At 65.8% G+C, this 13880-nt stretch carries 13 protein-coding genes; 7 read left to right on the top strand and 6 right to left on the bottom strand.

Annotated elements, in window-relative coordinates; all coding sequences use genetic code 11:
- Window positions 1-10: 10 nt before the first annotated feature.
- The 4 genes from sdhA to AACH00_RS16955 form a co-directional block, all read right to left on the bottom strand.
- Window positions 11-1783 (bottom strand): succinate dehydrogenase flavoprotein subunit, encoded by a 1773-nt coding sequence (gene sdhA / locus AACH00_RS16970; protein WP_341400370.1) that lies wholly within the window; start codon window positions 1781-1783, stop codon window positions 11-13.
- 8 nt (window positions 1784-1791) lie between these two features.
- A complete protein-coding gene (gene sdhD / locus AACH00_RS16965) occupies window positions 1792-2154 on the bottom strand; it encodes a succinate dehydrogenase, hydrophobic membrane anchor protein (protein WP_341400369.1) in 363 nt (120 codons plus the stop codon).
- Between the two features lie 23 nt (window positions 2155-2177).
- On the bottom strand, window positions 2178-2606 hold the full coding sequence (gene sdhC / locus AACH00_RS16960; protein WP_341400368.1) for a succinate dehydrogenase, cytochrome b556 subunit: 429 nt from the start codon (window positions 2604-2606) through the stop codon (window positions 2178-2180).
- Between the two features lie 141 nt (window positions 2607-2747).
- Window positions 2748-3533 carry a GntR family transcriptional regulator gene (locus AACH00_RS16955; RefSeq protein ID WP_341400367.1) on the bottom strand — a complete coding sequence of 262 codons (786 nt, stop codon included), beginning with the start codon at window positions 3531-3533 and terminating at the stop codon, window positions 2748-2750.
- Window positions 3534-3745: 212 nt separating this feature from the next.
- Here AACH00_RS16955 and AACH00_RS16950 point away from each other — a divergent pair, with 212 nt between their 5' ends.
- The 4 genes from AACH00_RS16950 (at window position 3746) to acnB (ending at window position 9473) form a co-directional block, all read left to right on the top strand.
- Entirely contained in the window at window positions 3746-4732 is a 987-nt protein-coding gene (locus AACH00_RS16950) for a malate dehydrogenase (protein ID WP_341400366.1), read from the top strand.
- A gap of 171 nt (window positions 4733-4903) precedes the next feature.
- A complete protein-coding gene (locus AACH00_RS16945; protein ID WP_341400365.1) occupies window positions 4904-5923 on the top strand; it encodes an HpcH/HpaI aldolase/citrate lyase family protein in 1020 nt (339 codons plus the stop codon).
- Between the two features lie 110 nt (window positions 5924-6033).
- Entirely contained in the window at window positions 6034-6549 is a 516-nt protein-coding gene (locus AACH00_RS16940) for a hypothetical protein (RefSeq protein WP_341400364.1), read from the top strand.
- A gap of 329 nt (window positions 6550-6878) precedes the next feature.
- Window positions 6879-9473 carry a bifunctional aconitate hydratase 2/2-methylisocitrate dehydratase gene (gene acnB, locus AACH00_RS16935; protein WP_341400363.1) on the top strand — a complete coding sequence of 865 codons (2595 nt, stop codon included), beginning with the start codon at window positions 6879-6881 and terminating at the stop codon, window positions 9471-9473.
- 97 nt (window positions 9474-9570) lie between these two features.
- Here acnB and AACH00_RS16930 read toward each other — a convergent pair whose 3' ends face one another.
- Together AACH00_RS16930 and AACH00_RS16925 are read right to left on the bottom strand one after the other, a co-directional pair.
- Window positions 9571-10626 carry an NAD-dependent epimerase/dehydratase family protein gene (locus AACH00_RS16930; RefSeq protein WP_341400362.1) on the bottom strand — a complete coding sequence of 352 codons (1056 nt, stop codon included), beginning with the start codon at window positions 10624-10626 and terminating at the stop codon, window positions 9571-9573.
- Window positions 10623-11330 carry a hypothetical protein gene (locus tag AACH00_RS16925; protein ID WP_341400361.1) on the bottom strand — a complete coding sequence of 236 codons (708 nt, stop codon included), beginning with the start codon at window positions 11328-11330 and terminating at the stop codon, window positions 10623-10625. Before AACH00_RS16925 ends, AACH00_RS16930 begins: the two co-directional genes overlap by 4 nt.
- Before the next feature lie 173 nt (window positions 11331-11503).
- On the opposite strand from AACH00_RS16925, the gene AACH00_RS16920 reads away from it, so the two are divergent.
- The 3 genes from AACH00_RS16920 to AACH00_RS16910 are packed head-to-tail and all read left to right on the top strand — an operon-like array spanning window position 11504 to window position 13859.
- Entirely contained in the window at window positions 11504-12445 is a 942-nt protein-coding gene (locus AACH00_RS16920) for an aminotransferase class IV (RefSeq protein ID WP_341400360.1), read from the top strand.
- Complete coding sequence (locus tag AACH00_RS16915) at window positions 12442-13194, top strand: sulfotransferase-like domain-containing protein (RefSeq protein ID WP_341400359.1); 753 nt, start codon at window positions 12442-12444, stop codon at window positions 13192-13194. The genes AACH00_RS16920 and AACH00_RS16915 overlap by 4 nt, the downstream gene beginning before the upstream one ends.
- Window positions 13194-13859 (top strand): RluA family pseudouridine synthase, encoded by a 666-nt coding sequence (locus AACH00_RS16910; protein ID WP_341400358.1) that lies wholly within the window; start codon window positions 13194-13196, stop codon window positions 13857-13859. The genes AACH00_RS16915 and AACH00_RS16910 overlap by 1 nt, the downstream gene beginning before the upstream one ends.
- The last annotated feature ends 21 nt before the right edge of the window (window positions 13860-13880 follow it).

Raw genomic sequence — 13880 nt, 5'->3', positions numbered from 1 at the left:
CTCGCCGAGATCAGAAGGTACGGACCTTGGGCGGCACCGACTCGACGGTCAGCGGCTTCAGGTTGACGGGCTTGTAGTCCAGGCGGTCGCCTTCGGAGTACCACAGCGTGTGCTTCATCCAGTTGTCGTCGTCGCGGTTCGGGAAGTCGTTGTGCGCGTGGGCACCGCGGCTTTCCGGACGAGCGGCGGCAGACACCATCGTGGCCTTGGCGGCTTCGATCAGGTTGTCGACTTCCAGCGCTTCGATGCGGGCCGTGTTGAACACCTTGGAGGTGTCCTTCAGGCCGATCGACTTCACGCGCTCGCCGACTTCCATGATCTTCTTGACGCCTTCTTCCATGCTCGCCTGGGTGCGGAACACGCCAGCGTGCTTCTGCATGGTCGAGCGGATGTCGTTGGCGACGTCCTGGGCGTATTCGCCGTTCTTGGCCGAATCCAGGCGCGCCAGGCGCGATTGGGTCAGGTCAGCGGCATCAGCCGGCAGCGGCTTGTGGTTCTTCTGCTTGAGCGCGCTGGCCACGATGTGGTTGCCAGCGGCACGGCCGAAGACGATCAGGTCGAGCAGCGAGTTGGTGCCCAGGCGGTTGGCGCCGTGCACCGACACGCACGAGCATTCGCCCACGGCGTAGAGGCCGTTGACGACGTCGTTGTGCGAGCCATTGCGCGGGATCACGACCTGGCCGTTCACGTTCGTCGGAATGCCACCCATCTGGTAGTGGATGGTCGGGACGACCGGGATCGGCTCCTTGGTGATGTCGACGTTGGCGAAGTTGTGGCCAATCTCGAACACCGAAGGCAGGCGCTTCATGATGGTCTCGGCACCCAGGTGGGTCATGTCGAGCAGCACGTAGTCCTTGTTCGGGCCGCAGCCACGGCCTTCCTTGATTTCCTGGTCCATCGAGCGCGACACGAAGTCACGCGGTGCCAGGTCCTTCAGGGTGGGCGCATAACGCTCCATGAAGCGCTCGCCGTTGCTGTTGCGCAGGATCGCGCCTTCGCCACGGCAGCCTTCGGTCAGCAGCACGCCGGCACCGGCAACGCCGGTCGGGTGGAACTGCCAGAACTCCATGTCTTCCAGCGGCAGGCCGGCACGGGCAGCCATGCCCAGGCCGTCACCGGTGTTGATGAAGGCATTGGTCGAGGCTTGGTAGATGCGGCCGGCACCACCGGTGGCCATCAGCACGATCTTGGCTTCCAGGATGTGCAGGTCGCCGGTTTCCATTTCCAGCGCGGTCACGCCGACCACGTCGCCGTCGGCGTCGCGGATCATGTCAAGGGCCATCCACTCGACAAAGAAATTCGTGCGGGCCTTGACGTTCTGCTGGTAGAGCGTGTGCAGCAGGGCGTGACCGGTACGGTCAGCGGCTGCGCAGGCGCGCTGCACCGGCTTTTCGCCGTAGTTGGCGGTGTGGCCGCCGAACGGACGCTGGTAGATCGTGCCGTCCGGGTTGCGGTCGAACGGCATGCCGAAGTGTTCCAGCTCGTAGACGACCTTCGGTGCTTCGCGGCACATGAACTCGATGGCGTCCTGGTCACCCAGGTAGTCGGAGCCCTTGATGGTGTCGAAGAAGTGGTAGTGCCAGTTGTCTTCCGACATGTTGCCCAGCGAGGCACCGATGCCGCCCTGCGCCGCCACGGTGTGCGAGCGGGTCGGGAAGACCTTGGACAGCACGGCCACGTTCAGGCCGGCCAAAGACAGTTGCAGCGAGGCGCGCATGCCGGAGCCGCCGGCACCGACGATGACGACGTCGAACTTGCGCTTGGTGATGTTGTTCTGTGCCATGGTGTTTCTCAAAGACGCCAGAGAACCTGAACCGCCCAGCCGGCACAGCCGACCAGCCAGACGAGGGTGAAGACCTGCAGCGTGAGGCGCAGGCCGACCGGCTTGATGTAGTCCATCCAGATGTCGCGCATGCCAACCCAGGCATGCCACGCCAGCGAGATGATGGTGACGAAGGTCAGGACCTTCATCCATTGGGCGGCGAAGATGCCGGCCCACTTGTCGTAGCCCAGCTCACCAGGCATCAGCACCTGGGCCAGCACGGCCACAGTGAACAACGCCATCAGGCTGGCGGTGACGCGCTGGGCCAGCCAGTCGCGGAAACCGTAGCTCGCGCCGACGACCAGGCGCTTGGAACCGTAATTGATTGCCATTTGTCGAATTCCTTGCGGTGTGCTCAGTACAGGCCGAACAGCTTGGCGCCCAGCAACACCGCCAGCAGGGTGCCGAGCACCAGCGTGACGATGGCCGAGGAGTGGCCTTGCTGCTTCGAGACGCTGTGGGTGGCGTCCATCCAGAGGTGGCGAACGCCAGCGATGAAGTGGTGCAGGTAGCCCCAGATCAGGGCCAGCGCCACCAGCTTCACGAACCAGCCAGGCACGAAGCCGATGCCGGCGACGAACGCGCTGCGGAAGGACTCGTACGAGATTTCCGAGGTGATGCTGGTGTCAAACATCCAGATGATGAACGGCAGCAGCAGGAACAGGATGGCTCCGCTGATGCGATGGAGGATGGAAACAATACCGGCCGGCGGGAGCCGGTAGTTGCGGAGGTCCGTGACGTGGATGTTGCGGAACTCCGGGCGCGGTTTGAGCGTATCTGCCATGGCTGTGTGTCCTTGTTGTGGTCGCTCTGATCGGTCAGGAATGAGAGAAGGTAACTGCAGTGAAACCCAAAGATTTTATTGCAACGCAGCAAGCTTTCAGAGGCCTTGCCGCATCATCAGCTTCAACGATTCAAGTGCGCTTCAGTTCAGATCGTTGCGATAGAAATGGGAAGCGGTGTTGTAAAGACCCCGACGAAGCTCGATCGGCTTGTCGCCGTAGGTGTGCGAAAGCCTCTCGACGCTGAGCAGGGGACAGCCTTCGGCCACTTTCAGCAGGCCGGCTGTCACGTTATCGGCAGCAACTGCCCGAATCTTTTCCTCGGCGCGAATCATCCTCACACCGAACTCGGTTTCGAACAGTCCGTACATCGGGCCGGCGTAATCAGACAGGCGCTCGGCCGTCAGGCCCTTGAACGGCCCGGCAGGCAGCCAGATCTCGTCCAGCACGACCGGCGTGCCGTTGCGCGAGAGTGTGCGCCTGATCAGCACCGCACTGTCGCCGCTTTTGAGATTCAGGGCCCGGGCGACGTCGGCCGGGGCGCGCAGGCGGCGGCAATCGAGCACGTCACGGGCCATGCCGGTCGCCGGACCTTCGTCGGGCGCCAGCCTCAGGAAGCGGTACTGGATGTTCTCTTCGGCATGGGTGGCCACGAACGTGCCCTTGCCTTGCCGACGCACCAGCAGGTTGTCGGTGGCCAGCTCGTCGATGGCCTTGCGCACTGTGCCCTGGCTGACGCGGAAGCGGGCTGCCAGGTCCATCTCGCTCGGAATGGCTTCGCCGGGCTTCCACTCGCCACCCTGCAGGCTGCGCAGCAGCAGCGACTTGATCTGCTGGTAGAGCGGGCTGAAGGCCGGCCCGCCGGACAGCTGCGCGCCTTCGCCGTCTGGCGAATCGGGGCTGGCGTTGGCGGGGTTGGAAGCGGGCATGGGGCGCGATTCGACCACGCCGACGGAGACGGCGTCCAGAGAATCCCGACTGATGTCTTATATAAGACATAAGAGAATTGACACGCCCCGGGTTCACCCCTAGACTCAAGGGCTAAACTCGCGTTTTGCGCTGGTTTCAGAACTGCGTTTCAAAATGCGCCGGCAGCCGTTCGGCGCGCACACCGCTCCCACCACTTTCCGGAGACCCCACCATGAGCAAGACTCCCGTTCGCGTTGCCGTTACCGGCGCCGCTGGCCAGATCGGCTACGCCCTGCTGTTCCGCATCGCTTCCGGCGAAATGCTGGGCAAGGACCAGCCCGTCATCCTGCAACTGCTGGAGATCCCCGACGAGAAGGCCCAGAACGCGCTGAAGGGCGTGATCATGGAGCTGGAAGACTGCGCATTCCCGCTGCTGGTGGGCATCGAAGCTCACTCGGATCCGATGACCGCCTTCAAGGACACCGACTACGCGCTGCTGGTCGGTTCGCGTCCGCGCGGCCCGGGCATGGAACGTGCCGAACTGCTGGCCATCAACGGCGCCATCTTCACGACCCAGGGCAAGGCCCTGAACGCCGTGGCTTCGCGCAACGTCAAGGTGCTGGTGGTGGGCAACCCGGCCAACACCAACGCCTACATCGCCATGAAGGCTGCGCCGGACCTGCCGGCCAAGAACTTCACCGCCATGCTGCGCCTGGACCACAACCGCGCCGCGTCGCAACTGGCTGCCAAGACTGGCAAGGCCGTCGCTGACATCGAAAACCTGGCCGTGTGGGGCAACCACTCGCCGACCATGTACGCCGACTACCGCTTCGCCACCATCGGCGGCGCATCGGTCAAGGACATGATCAACGACGAAGCCTGGAACCGCGACGTGTTCCTGCCGACCGTCGGCAAGCGTGGCGCTGCCATCATCGCCGCCCGCGGTCTGTCGTCGGCTGCCTCGGCCGCCAACGCCGCCATCGACCACATGCGCGACTGGGCCCTGGGCACCAACGGCAAGTGGGTCACGATGGGCATCCCGTCGAACGGCGAATACGGCATCCCGAAGGAAGTCATGTTCGGCTACCCGGTCACCTGCGCCAACGGCGAGTACAAGATCGTTGAAGGGCTGGCCATCGACGAGTTCTCGCAAGAGTGCATCAACAAGACCCTGGCCGAGCTGCAAGGCGAACAAGACGGCGTCAAGCACCTGCTGTGATGCTGCACAAGGCGCGAGGCCGTTGAGGCCTTAAGCTGTGAAGCCGGTGAGCACGCGAGTGCCGCCGGCTTTTTTCATGGCCGAGGCTTTTCTTGTTCTCGCCTTGCCCGTATTCGCCGTTCGCGTTCTCGCCTCGCCCATTTCTGTTCGGTCCGTCTTTCCCCACCGCCCATGAGCCCACTGCGCCACCCCGCCGACGTGCTGTTTGAAGAAGGCGACGCCACCCCTGCGCTGCCCGTCTGTGACCACTATTGCGGCGTCGATGCGCGCATGCGCAAGAGCCTGGCCCTGCAGGCTGAGCTCGGGCCGGTGTTTGACGTGACCCTCGACGGCGAAGACGGCGCCCCGGTGGGCGGCGAGGTGGAGCACGCCCACCTGATCGCCGAGCTGGTGAACTCCCCCGCCAATGTGCACGGCCGCGTCGGCGCCCGGGTGGTGCCGGTCGATCACCCGGCCTTCCTGCCAATGCTCGAAGCCTTGCTGCCGGCCGCGGGCCAGCGCCTGGCCTGGCTGATGATCCCGAAGCCGCGCCATGCGCAAGACCTGGCACTGGCCGCAGAACAGGTGGACGCCGTGGCCGCTTCGGCCGGCCTGACCCGCCCCATTCCGCTGCATGCGCTGGTGGAAACCCACGGCGCGCTGCGGGATGTCTGGGCGATGGCGGCTCATCCGCGCATCGAGTCACTCTCGTTTGGTTTGATGGATTTTGTGTCTGCGCACCGCGGCGCCATTCCGCAATCGGCCATGGGCGTGGAAGGCCAGTTCAGCCACCCGCTGGTGGTGCGCGCCAAGCTGGAGATTGCGGCGGCCTGCCATGCCCACGCCAAGGTGCCGTCGCACTGCGTGGTGACCGAATTCAAGGACACCGCCGCGCTGAAGGCTGCGGCCCACCGCGCCGCCCGCGAGCTGGGTTACACCCGGATGTGGAGCATTCACCCCGACCAGATCCGCCCGATCGTCGAGGCCTTCACCCCGTCGGAGGATGAAATCGTGCAAGCCAGCGAGATTCTGCTGGCCGCCCAGGCCGCCGATTGGGGCCCGATCCGGCATCACCACCAAGGGCGCGACCAGTTGCATGACCGCGCCAGCTTCCGTTACTTCTGGCAAGTGCTGCAACGCGCGCAGGCCACGGCCTACAGCGGCGGCAGGCAACTTCCGCCAGAGGCGGTGGCTGCGTTTTTCAGCGCCTGACCGCTTCCACTCCGGATACGTTCCGATACCAACCCCCTGCTGCCGCAGGTGACAATCCCCCACATGGCAACGAATCGCGCTGCCCTCGCCTGCTTGCACTGGAGCTTTGAATGAACAAGACCGTGGCCGCCCTGGCCCTGGCGCTCTGCGCCTCGACGACGATGGCGCAAACCGCCCCCACCGCCAAGCCCGCCGCCGCGAAAGCCGCGCCCAAGGCCACCGCCAAGAAGGCTCCCCCGGTTGAAGCGCCGCTGCCCGCGGCCGAAGGCGAGCAGACCGCTGCCGCGGCCATGGTGCACTTCGGCGACTACGGCTGCGAGTTCAACCAGACCGTGACGGTGGCGATGAACCCGAAGTACGACGCCTACATCGACGTGATGTTCGGCAAGCAGCGCTTCACGATGAAGCCGGTGCTGTCGTCGACGGGCGCCCTGCGTCTGGAAGACGTCAAGGGCCAGGCCATGATGCTGCAGATCGCCTACAAGTCGATGCTGATGGACGTGAAGGCCGGCCGCCGCCTGGTTGACGAATGCGTGCATGAAAAGCAACTCGAAGCCAAGCGCAACGCGGACGGCCAGCCCCGCGAAGCCCTGCTGACGGGCGGCGCACCCACCGTGAAGAACTGAGCATGCCCGGCTGCCCCGTGCAGCCAGCCCTTGCCCCCGAAGCCCGGCGCCGCCCGGGCTTTGTGCTTTTTGCGACAAGCGCCACACTGCGGCGAACCCTCGGCAGTGGATTTCCCCGCGTTTGTATCGAGATTCGCTTGGGTTGGCCCGCTGGCTGCCGGACAATCTGCCCGCCGGCAAATTCGAGCATCAAGGTGAACCGGTCGGGTTCACCTTGGCAAGTCTTATATAAGATATAAAATACGGTAGTTACCCGGAACCGCTGATCCGCAGCCAGCAGACGCTGCGCCCCGAAGTCCCCCGACGTCACGCATCCCAGGAGCCCTGACATGCTGCAAGCCTATCGCCAACATGAAGCCGAACGCGCCGCGCTCGGCATCCCGCCGCTGCCCCTCGAAGCCAAGCAGGTCGCTGACCTGATCGAGCTGATCAAGAACCCGCCGGCTGGCGAAGATGCGTTCCTGCTCGACCTACTGACCCACCGCGTGCCCCCGGGCGTGGACGACGCTGCCAAGGTCAAGGCCAGCTTCCTGGCTGCCGTGGCCCACGGCGACGTGAAGGTCGCCCTGATCTCCAAGGCCAAGGCCACCGAATTGCTCGGCACCATGGTGGGCGGCTACAACGTGCATCCGCTGATCGAGCTGCTCGACGACGCTGAAGTGGCCAGCGTGGCCGCTGAAGGTCTGAAGAAGACGCTGCTGATGTTCGACTTCTTCAACGACGTCGCCGAAAAGGCCAAGGCCGGCAATGCCAAGGCCAAGGAAGTCATGCAGTCGTGGGCCGACGCCGAGTGGTTCACCACCCGCCCTGAAGTGCCCAAGAGCATCACCGTGACCGTGTTCAAGGTGCCTGGCGAGACCAACACCGACGACCTGTCGCCCGCGCCGGACGCCTGGAGCCGCCCGGACATCCCGATGCACTACCTGGCCATGCTGAAGAACACGCGCGCTGACGCGGCCTTCAAGCCGGAGGAAGACGGCAAGCGCGGTCCGATGCAGTTCATCGAAGACCTGAAGAAGAAGGGCCACCTCGTGGCCTACGTCGGCGACGTGGTCGGCACCGGCTCTTCGCGCAAGTCGGCCACCAACTCGGTGATCTGGGCCACCGGCCAGGACATCCCGTTCGTGCCGAACAAGCGCTTCGGCGGCGTCACGCTGGGCGGCAAGATCGCTCCGATCTTCTTCAACACGCAGGAAGACTCCGGCGCACTGCCGATCGAAGTCGACGTGACGAAGCTGGAAATGGGCGACGTCATCGACGTGCTGCCCTACGACGGCAAGATCGTGAAGAACGGCGAGACCGTCACCGAATTCAAGCTGCGCAGCGATGTGCTGTTTGACGAAGTGCGCGCCGGCGGCCGTATCAACCTGATCATCGGCCGTTCGCTGACCGCCAAGGCCCGCGAATTCCTGGGCCTGCCGGCCTCGACGATGTTCCGCCTGCCGTCGGCACCGGCCGCCACCAACGCCGGCTTCACGCTGGCCCAGAAGATGGTCGGTCGCGCTGTTGGCCTGCCGGAAGGCCAGGGCGTGCGTCCGGGCACCTACTGCGAGCCGAAGATGACCACCGTGGGTTCGCAGGACACCACCGGCCCGATGACCCGCGACGAGCTGAAGGACCTGGCTTGCCTGGGCTTCTCGGCCGATCTGGTGATGCAGTCGTTCTGCCACACCGCGGCTTATCCGAAGCCTGTCGACGTGAAGACCCACCGCGAACTGCCGGCCTTCATCAGCAGCCGTGGCGGCGTCTCGCTGCGCCCTGGCGACGGCGTGATCCACAGCTGGCTGAACCGCCTGCTGCTGCCTGACACCGTCGGCACCGGCGGCGACTCGCACACGCGTTTCCCGATCGGCATCTCCTTCCCGGCGGGTTCGGGCCTGGTGGCCTTCGGTGCTGCCACCGGCGTGATGCCGCTGGACATGCCTGAATCGGTGCTGGTGCGCTTCAAGGGCCAGATGCAGCCGGGCGTCACCCTGCGTGACCTCGTGCATGCCATTCCGCTGTACGCCATCAAGGCTGGTCTGCTGACCGTGGCCAAGGCCGGCAAGGTCAACGTGTTCTCCGGCCGCATCCTGGAAATCGAAGGTCTGCCAGACCTGAAGGTGGAACAGGCATTCGAGCTGAGCGATGCGTCGGCTGAGCGTTCGGCCGCTGGCTGCACCATCAAGCTGAACCCGGCTCCGATCAAGGAATACCTCACCAGCAACGTCGTGCTGATGAAGAACATGATCGCTGACGGCTACGCCGATGCCCGCACGCTGCAGCGCCGCATCGAGAAGGTCGAAGCCTGGCTGGCCAAGCCGGACCTGCTGGAAGCCGACAAGGACGCCGAGTACGCTGCCGTGATCGAGATCGATCTGGCCGACATCAAGGAGCCGATCGTCTGCTGCCCGAACGACCCGGACGACGCCAAGTTCATGTCTGAAGTGGCCGGCACCAAGATCGATGAAGCCTTCATCGGTTCGTGCATGACCAACATCGGCCACTTCCGCGCCGCAGCCAAGCTGCTGGGCGGCCAGCGCGACATCCCGGTCAAGCTGTGGGTGGCTCCGCCGACCAAGATGGACCAGTCCGAGCTGATCAAGGAAGGCCATTACGCCGCCTTCGGCACGGCCGGTGCTCGTACCGAAATGCCGGGCTGCTCGCTGTGCATGGGCAACCAGGCGCAGGTGCGTGAAGGCGCGACCGTGGTCTCCACCTCGACCCGCAACTTCCCGAACCGCCTGGGCAAGAACACCAACGTGTTCCTGGCCTCGGCCGAACTGGCTGCCATCTGCTCGAAGCTGGGCAAGATCCCGACCGTCGCCGAGTACCACGAAGCCATGGGCGTCGTGAACAAGGACGGCGCTTCGATCTACAAGTACCTGAACTTCGACCAGATCCCGGAATACGCGGAAGCTGCTGAAGCCACCAAGGCCTGCTGATCCGGTTGACGGCTTGCCGTCATCAAGCAAAAGCCCGCCAGAGTTCGCTCTGGCGGGCTTTTTTCATGGGGCGGGCTGGGCTTTTCGGTTGGGCGGCTCAGTCTCGGGTTTCAGACAACGCAGCCAGCAACTCAGCCTCACGCTCGGGCGCCAGGCCGGTCTGGGGAAAGGCCTGCTTCTCAGCCGGCAAGGCACGCCACCAGGCCAGGGTGTCAGCCACCGTCTGCACCAGCGGGCGAATCTGCAGGCCCGCGGCACGCGCGCGCTGGTTGTGGCTACCCATGAAGGCCGCCATGGCTGCATCGGTGCCCAGCCACAGCGGCATGGCCATCCAGGCGCCAACGTCACGGGCTTCCAGCCACGCAGACGGTGCCCAGGCGGGTGTGGCACTTGCACTTGCAGCCTCAGCGCAGGCAGCCTGCAAGGCCCCACTGGTGAGGCTGCCGGGGTCGGTGCACACGTTGAACGCGCCCTGCTCACCACGGGCCAGCGCGGCCAGGGTGAACGCGGCCAGGTCGCGCACATCAATGAATTGCAGCGGGTCGTCCGGCGTGCCCGGTGTCAGCACGTGTGGCTCACTGGCAGCCGCCGCACGCGCCCAGCGCGCCGGCCACCAGGTGAAGCGGCCGGTGGGGTCGTCCGGCCCCACCACCAGCCCCGGGCGGATGATCAAGGCGCCCTGCCCCCAGGCCCGCTGCACCTCGGCCTCGCACAAGGCCTTCAGCGGCCCGTAGGTACGGCCGTCGACCACCGTGGTGTCCACGTCATCGATGGTGCCCAGCGGGCTGTCCTCGGTATTGGGCACCACGAAGCTGCCGTACACCGAGATGCTGGAGATGAACACGCAGCGCGGCACATGGCCGACCAGTGCCGCACCCAGCGCAGCGACTTCAGAGGGCAGGTAGCCGCAGCAGTCGATCACCGCGTCCCAGCTGCGGCCGTGCAGCGCAGACAAATCAAGCCGGCGGTCACCGCGCAGGTGCTCCACGCCGTCGGGCCAGACATCGCTGGTCTGGCCGCGGTTGAAAACCGTTACCCGATGGCCGGCGGCCAGGGCGGCCTGCACCAGGTGACGCCCCACGAAGCGGCCACCGCCGATGATCAACAAGTGCATCGAGGCTGGCGGCAGCGGCAGCGTGGGGGACATGCTCATCGGCCGTCGCGGATGGCCTTTTCGTCGCTTTCGCGGTAGTTGCGGGTGCCGCAACGCAGCTTCCACGACTGCAGCTTTTCGTCGTAGGCGTCAGCGTCCGGATTGATCTGCTTGTTGCGGGTGTTCCAGTTGGCAATGCGGCCTTCGAACGCGGCAAAACGCTCGTTCAGGCTCTTCTCGGTCGCCTCGTTTTCAGTCTGTGCGGCCTTGACCGACTCATTCAGGCTGTCGCTGGCGGCTTGCAGGGCCTTGCCGTCGCGCTCGAGCAGCTGGCGGCGGCGATCAACGTTTTCGCCCTTCTTGGCGGCCGCGTTCATCGCGTCCATCTTCTCGTTGTAGGCGTTCACCGACGCGGCCTGGGCAGCCACCTTCGCGTTGATCGCCTGGGCACTGGCTTCAATCTTGGCAGCCATCGCGTCGCGCTCTTTCCTCAGGCCATCATTCTCCGACTCCAGAGCCTTCTGTTCGGCATTCAACGCGACCCGGCGATCGGCCAGCGAGGCTGCGGTCGCCTTCAGCGCGTCCTGGTCACGCAGGCAGGCACGCAGTTCGTCGCGCGACATCACGCTGGCGGTCGCGCTGGCATTGCCAAGTGACTGGACCTTGCCGGCAGGGGCATTGGCAGCGGTTTGAGCCTGGGCGGCAGCGGCGCACAGCGCCAGCATCAAGCCAGCCACGCTGGCACGGGGGGTGAACGTTTGCATGGGGTTCCTCAATCCATCAGGGCCGGTTCATGGCCGGCGGTTCGCAGCCGGGTCGGCCGTCAAGGCGCACATGATGCCATCGCTGCAGCGGCCCCACAGCGCCTGCAAACCCCGGCCCGGCTTTGCGTAGACTGGCGGCAACCTTTGCCGATTGCGCCCTGCGCACCACCGCCATGTCCCAAAGCATCCACGACTTCCACGACGACCCGCGCAACGCGAACATCCTGATCTGGGTCAACGGCCAGCTCAAGCCGAGGGCCGAGGCCACGGTGTCGGTGTTCGACAGCGGCTTCGTGCTGGGTGATGGCGTCTGGGAGGGCCTGCGGGTGGTGGCCGGCCAGCCGCTGTTTCTGGCAGCCCACCTGGACCGGCTGTATGAGGGTGCCAAGGCCATCGCGCTGAACATCGGCCTGAGCCGGGCCGAGCTGACGCAGGCCATCCGCGACACCCTGGCTGCCAACCAGATGCACGACGGCGTGCACATCCGTCTGATGGTGAGCCGCGGCATGAAGCGCACGCCGTACCAAGACCCGCGTGTCACCGTCGGCCCGGCCACCATCGTCATCCTGCCGGAATTCAAGCTGGCCAAACCGGAAACCGTACAGGCGGGTCTCAAGCTGTTCACCGTGCATGTGCGCCGCGGCTTCCCCGACGTGCAGGACCCCAAGCTCAACAGCCACAGCAAGCTCAACTGCATCACCGCCTGCATCCAGGCCATCGAAGCCGGCGCCGACGAAGCGCTGATGCTCGACCCGCACGGCTTCGTGGCCACCTGCAACTCCACCCACTTCTTCATCGTGCGCAAGGGCGAGGTGTGGACCAGCAGCGGCGATTACTGCCTGGGCGGCATCACCCGCAGCAACGTCATCCAGGTGTGCCGCGAGGCCGGCATTCCGGTGTTCGAAAAGAACTTCAGCCTGACGCAGGTCTACAGCGCCGACGAGGCCTTCTGCACCGGCACCTTTGCCGGCGTGGTGCCGGTGCGCAGCGTCGACGGCCGCCATTTCGACGAGGCCGTGCCCGGCCCGATGGTGCTGCGCCTGCAGGCGCTGTACCGCGAGCTGGTGAGCCGCGATGTGGCCGCCACCGCCGCCATCGCCGGAGCACAACCATGAGCGCACCGATGACACCGCCGCTGCGCGTGGCCATGTGGAGCGGGCCGCGGAACATCTCCACCGCCATGATGCGGGCCTGGGAAAACCGCGGTGATTGCGCCGTGAGCGACGAGCCGCTGTACGCCGCCTACCTCGCCACCACCGGCCTGGACCACCCCGGCCGCGACGACGTGATTGCCGCCGGCGACACCGACTGGCGCAGCGTGGTGGCCGCCCTGACGCAAGGCCCCGCCCCCGACGGCCAGCCCGTCTGGTACCAGAAGCACATGACCCACCACCTGCTGCCCGGCATGGACACCGAGTGGGTGCACGGTCTGCGCAATGTGCTGCTGATCCGCGACCCGGCGCAGGTGGTGGAGAGCTACCTGAAGTCGCGCGCCAGCATCGCGCCCGCCGACATCGGCCTGCTGCAGCAGGTGACGCTGTGGCAGGCCATCACCGAACGCAGCGGAGTAGCCCCGCTGGTCATCGACGCCGATGATTTCCTGCAGGCACCGGGGGCCTACCTGCAAGCGGTGTGTGCCGCACTGGAGATCCCTTTCACCGAGCGCATGCTGGCCTGGCCCGCCGGCCCGCGCGAGAGCGACGGCATCTGGGCGCCGCACTGGTACGACGCCGTCTGGCGATCCACCGGTTTCGAGCCCTGGCGCCAGCGCCAGCCCCAGCTGACGGGCCATGCCCTGAGCGTTGCCGAGGCCTGCCGGCCCGCGTATGAGCAACTGCACGCGGTGCGCCTGCTGATCCAATGATGTTGCCAGCCCCCCGCCCCGCGCAGCCGCTGGGCGAGCAGCGCGTGGTGTTTGCCGATGACACCCTGGTGGTGGTGAGCAAGCCCGCCGGGCTGCTCTCGGTGCCTGGCCGCGGGCCTGACAAGGCCGACTGCGCCTGGTCACGTGTGCAGGCGAGCTACCCCGATGCGCTGGTGGTGCACCGGCTCGACATGGGCACCTCCGGCCTGCTGGTGTTCGGCCGCGGCGCTGCCGCACAGCGCGCCTTGAGCATGGCCTTCGAGCAGCGCCTGACGGACAAGCGTTATGAAGCCATCGTGGGTGGTGCGGTGCCCGACATGGCCGGCGAGATCAACCTGCCGCTGATCGCCGATTGGCCCCGCCGCCCGCGGCAGATGGTGGACATGGTGATCGGCAAGCCCTCGCTCACGCGCTGGGAGCGGCTGGCGCTTGAGACCGGCCTGCCCGGCACCACGCGCCTGGCGCTGTTCCCGGTCACCGGCCGTTCGCACCAGCTGCGGGTTCACTTGCAGGCCATCGGCCACCCCATCGTCGGCGACGAGCTGTACGCCCCGCCCGACATCGAGACCCTCGCTCCCCGCTTGTTGCTGCACGCCAGCCACCTCACGCTGCCGCACCCGGCCACGGGCCAAGCCATGGCGTTTCACGCCCTCACCCCGTTTTGATGACGACTGATTGAAGGAAGC

Origin of the sequence: Ideonella margarita, assembly GCF_038066635.1 — a bacterium.
Lineage (GTDB): Bacteria > Pseudomonadota > Gammaproteobacteria > Burkholderiales > Burkholderiaceae_C > Ideonella > Ideonella margarita.
This window is presented reverse-complemented; position numbering and strand designations above follow the sequence as displayed.

Coding starts and splice junctions, on each gene's coding strand:
- sdhA (WP_341400370.1), bottom strand. CDS start 1,783: ATGGCACAGAACAACATCACCAAGCGCAAGTTCGACGTCGTCATCGTC.
- sdhD (WP_341400369.1), bottom strand. CDS start 2,154: ATGGCAATCAATTACGGTTCCAAGCGCCTGGTCGTCGGCGCGAGCTAC.
- sdhC (WP_341400368.1), bottom strand. CDS start 2,606: ATGGCAGATACGCTCAAACCGCGCCCGGAGTTCCGCAACATCCACGTC.
- AACH00_RS16955 (WP_341400367.1), bottom strand. CDS start 3,533: ATGCCCGCTTCCAACCCCGCCAACGCCAGCCCCGATTCGCCAGACGGC.
- AACH00_RS16950 (WP_341400366.1), top strand. CDS start 3,746: ATGAGCAAGACTCCCGTTCGCGTTGCCGTTACCGGCGCCGCTGGCCAG.
- AACH00_RS16945 (WP_341400365.1), top strand. CDS start 4,904: ATGAGCCCACTGCGCCACCCCGCCGACGTGCTGTTTGAAGAAGGCGAC.
- AACH00_RS16940 (WP_341400364.1), top strand. CDS start 6,034: ATGAACAAGACCGTGGCCGCCCTGGCCCTGGCGCTCTGCGCCTCGACG.
- acnB (WP_341400363.1), top strand. CDS start 6,879: ATGCTGCAAGCCTATCGCCAACATGAAGCCGAACGCGCCGCGCTCGGC.
- AACH00_RS16930 (WP_341400362.1), bottom strand. CDS start 10,626: ATGAGCATGTCCCCCACGCTGCCGCTGCCGCCAGCCTCGATGCACTTG.
- AACH00_RS16925 (WP_341400361.1), bottom strand. CDS start 11,330: ATGCAAACGTTCACCCCCCGTGCCAGCGTGGCTGGCTTGATGCTGGCG.
- AACH00_RS16920 (WP_341400360.1), top strand. CDS start 11,504: ATGTCCCAAAGCATCCACGACTTCCACGACGACCCGCGCAACGCGAAC.
- AACH00_RS16915 (WP_341400359.1), top strand. CDS start 12,442: ATGAGCGCACCGATGACACCGCCGCTGCGCGTGGCCATGTGGAGCGGG.
- AACH00_RS16910 (WP_341400358.1), top strand. CDS start 13,194: ATGTTGCCAGCCCCCCGCCCCGCGCAGCCGCTGGGCGAGCAGCGCGTG.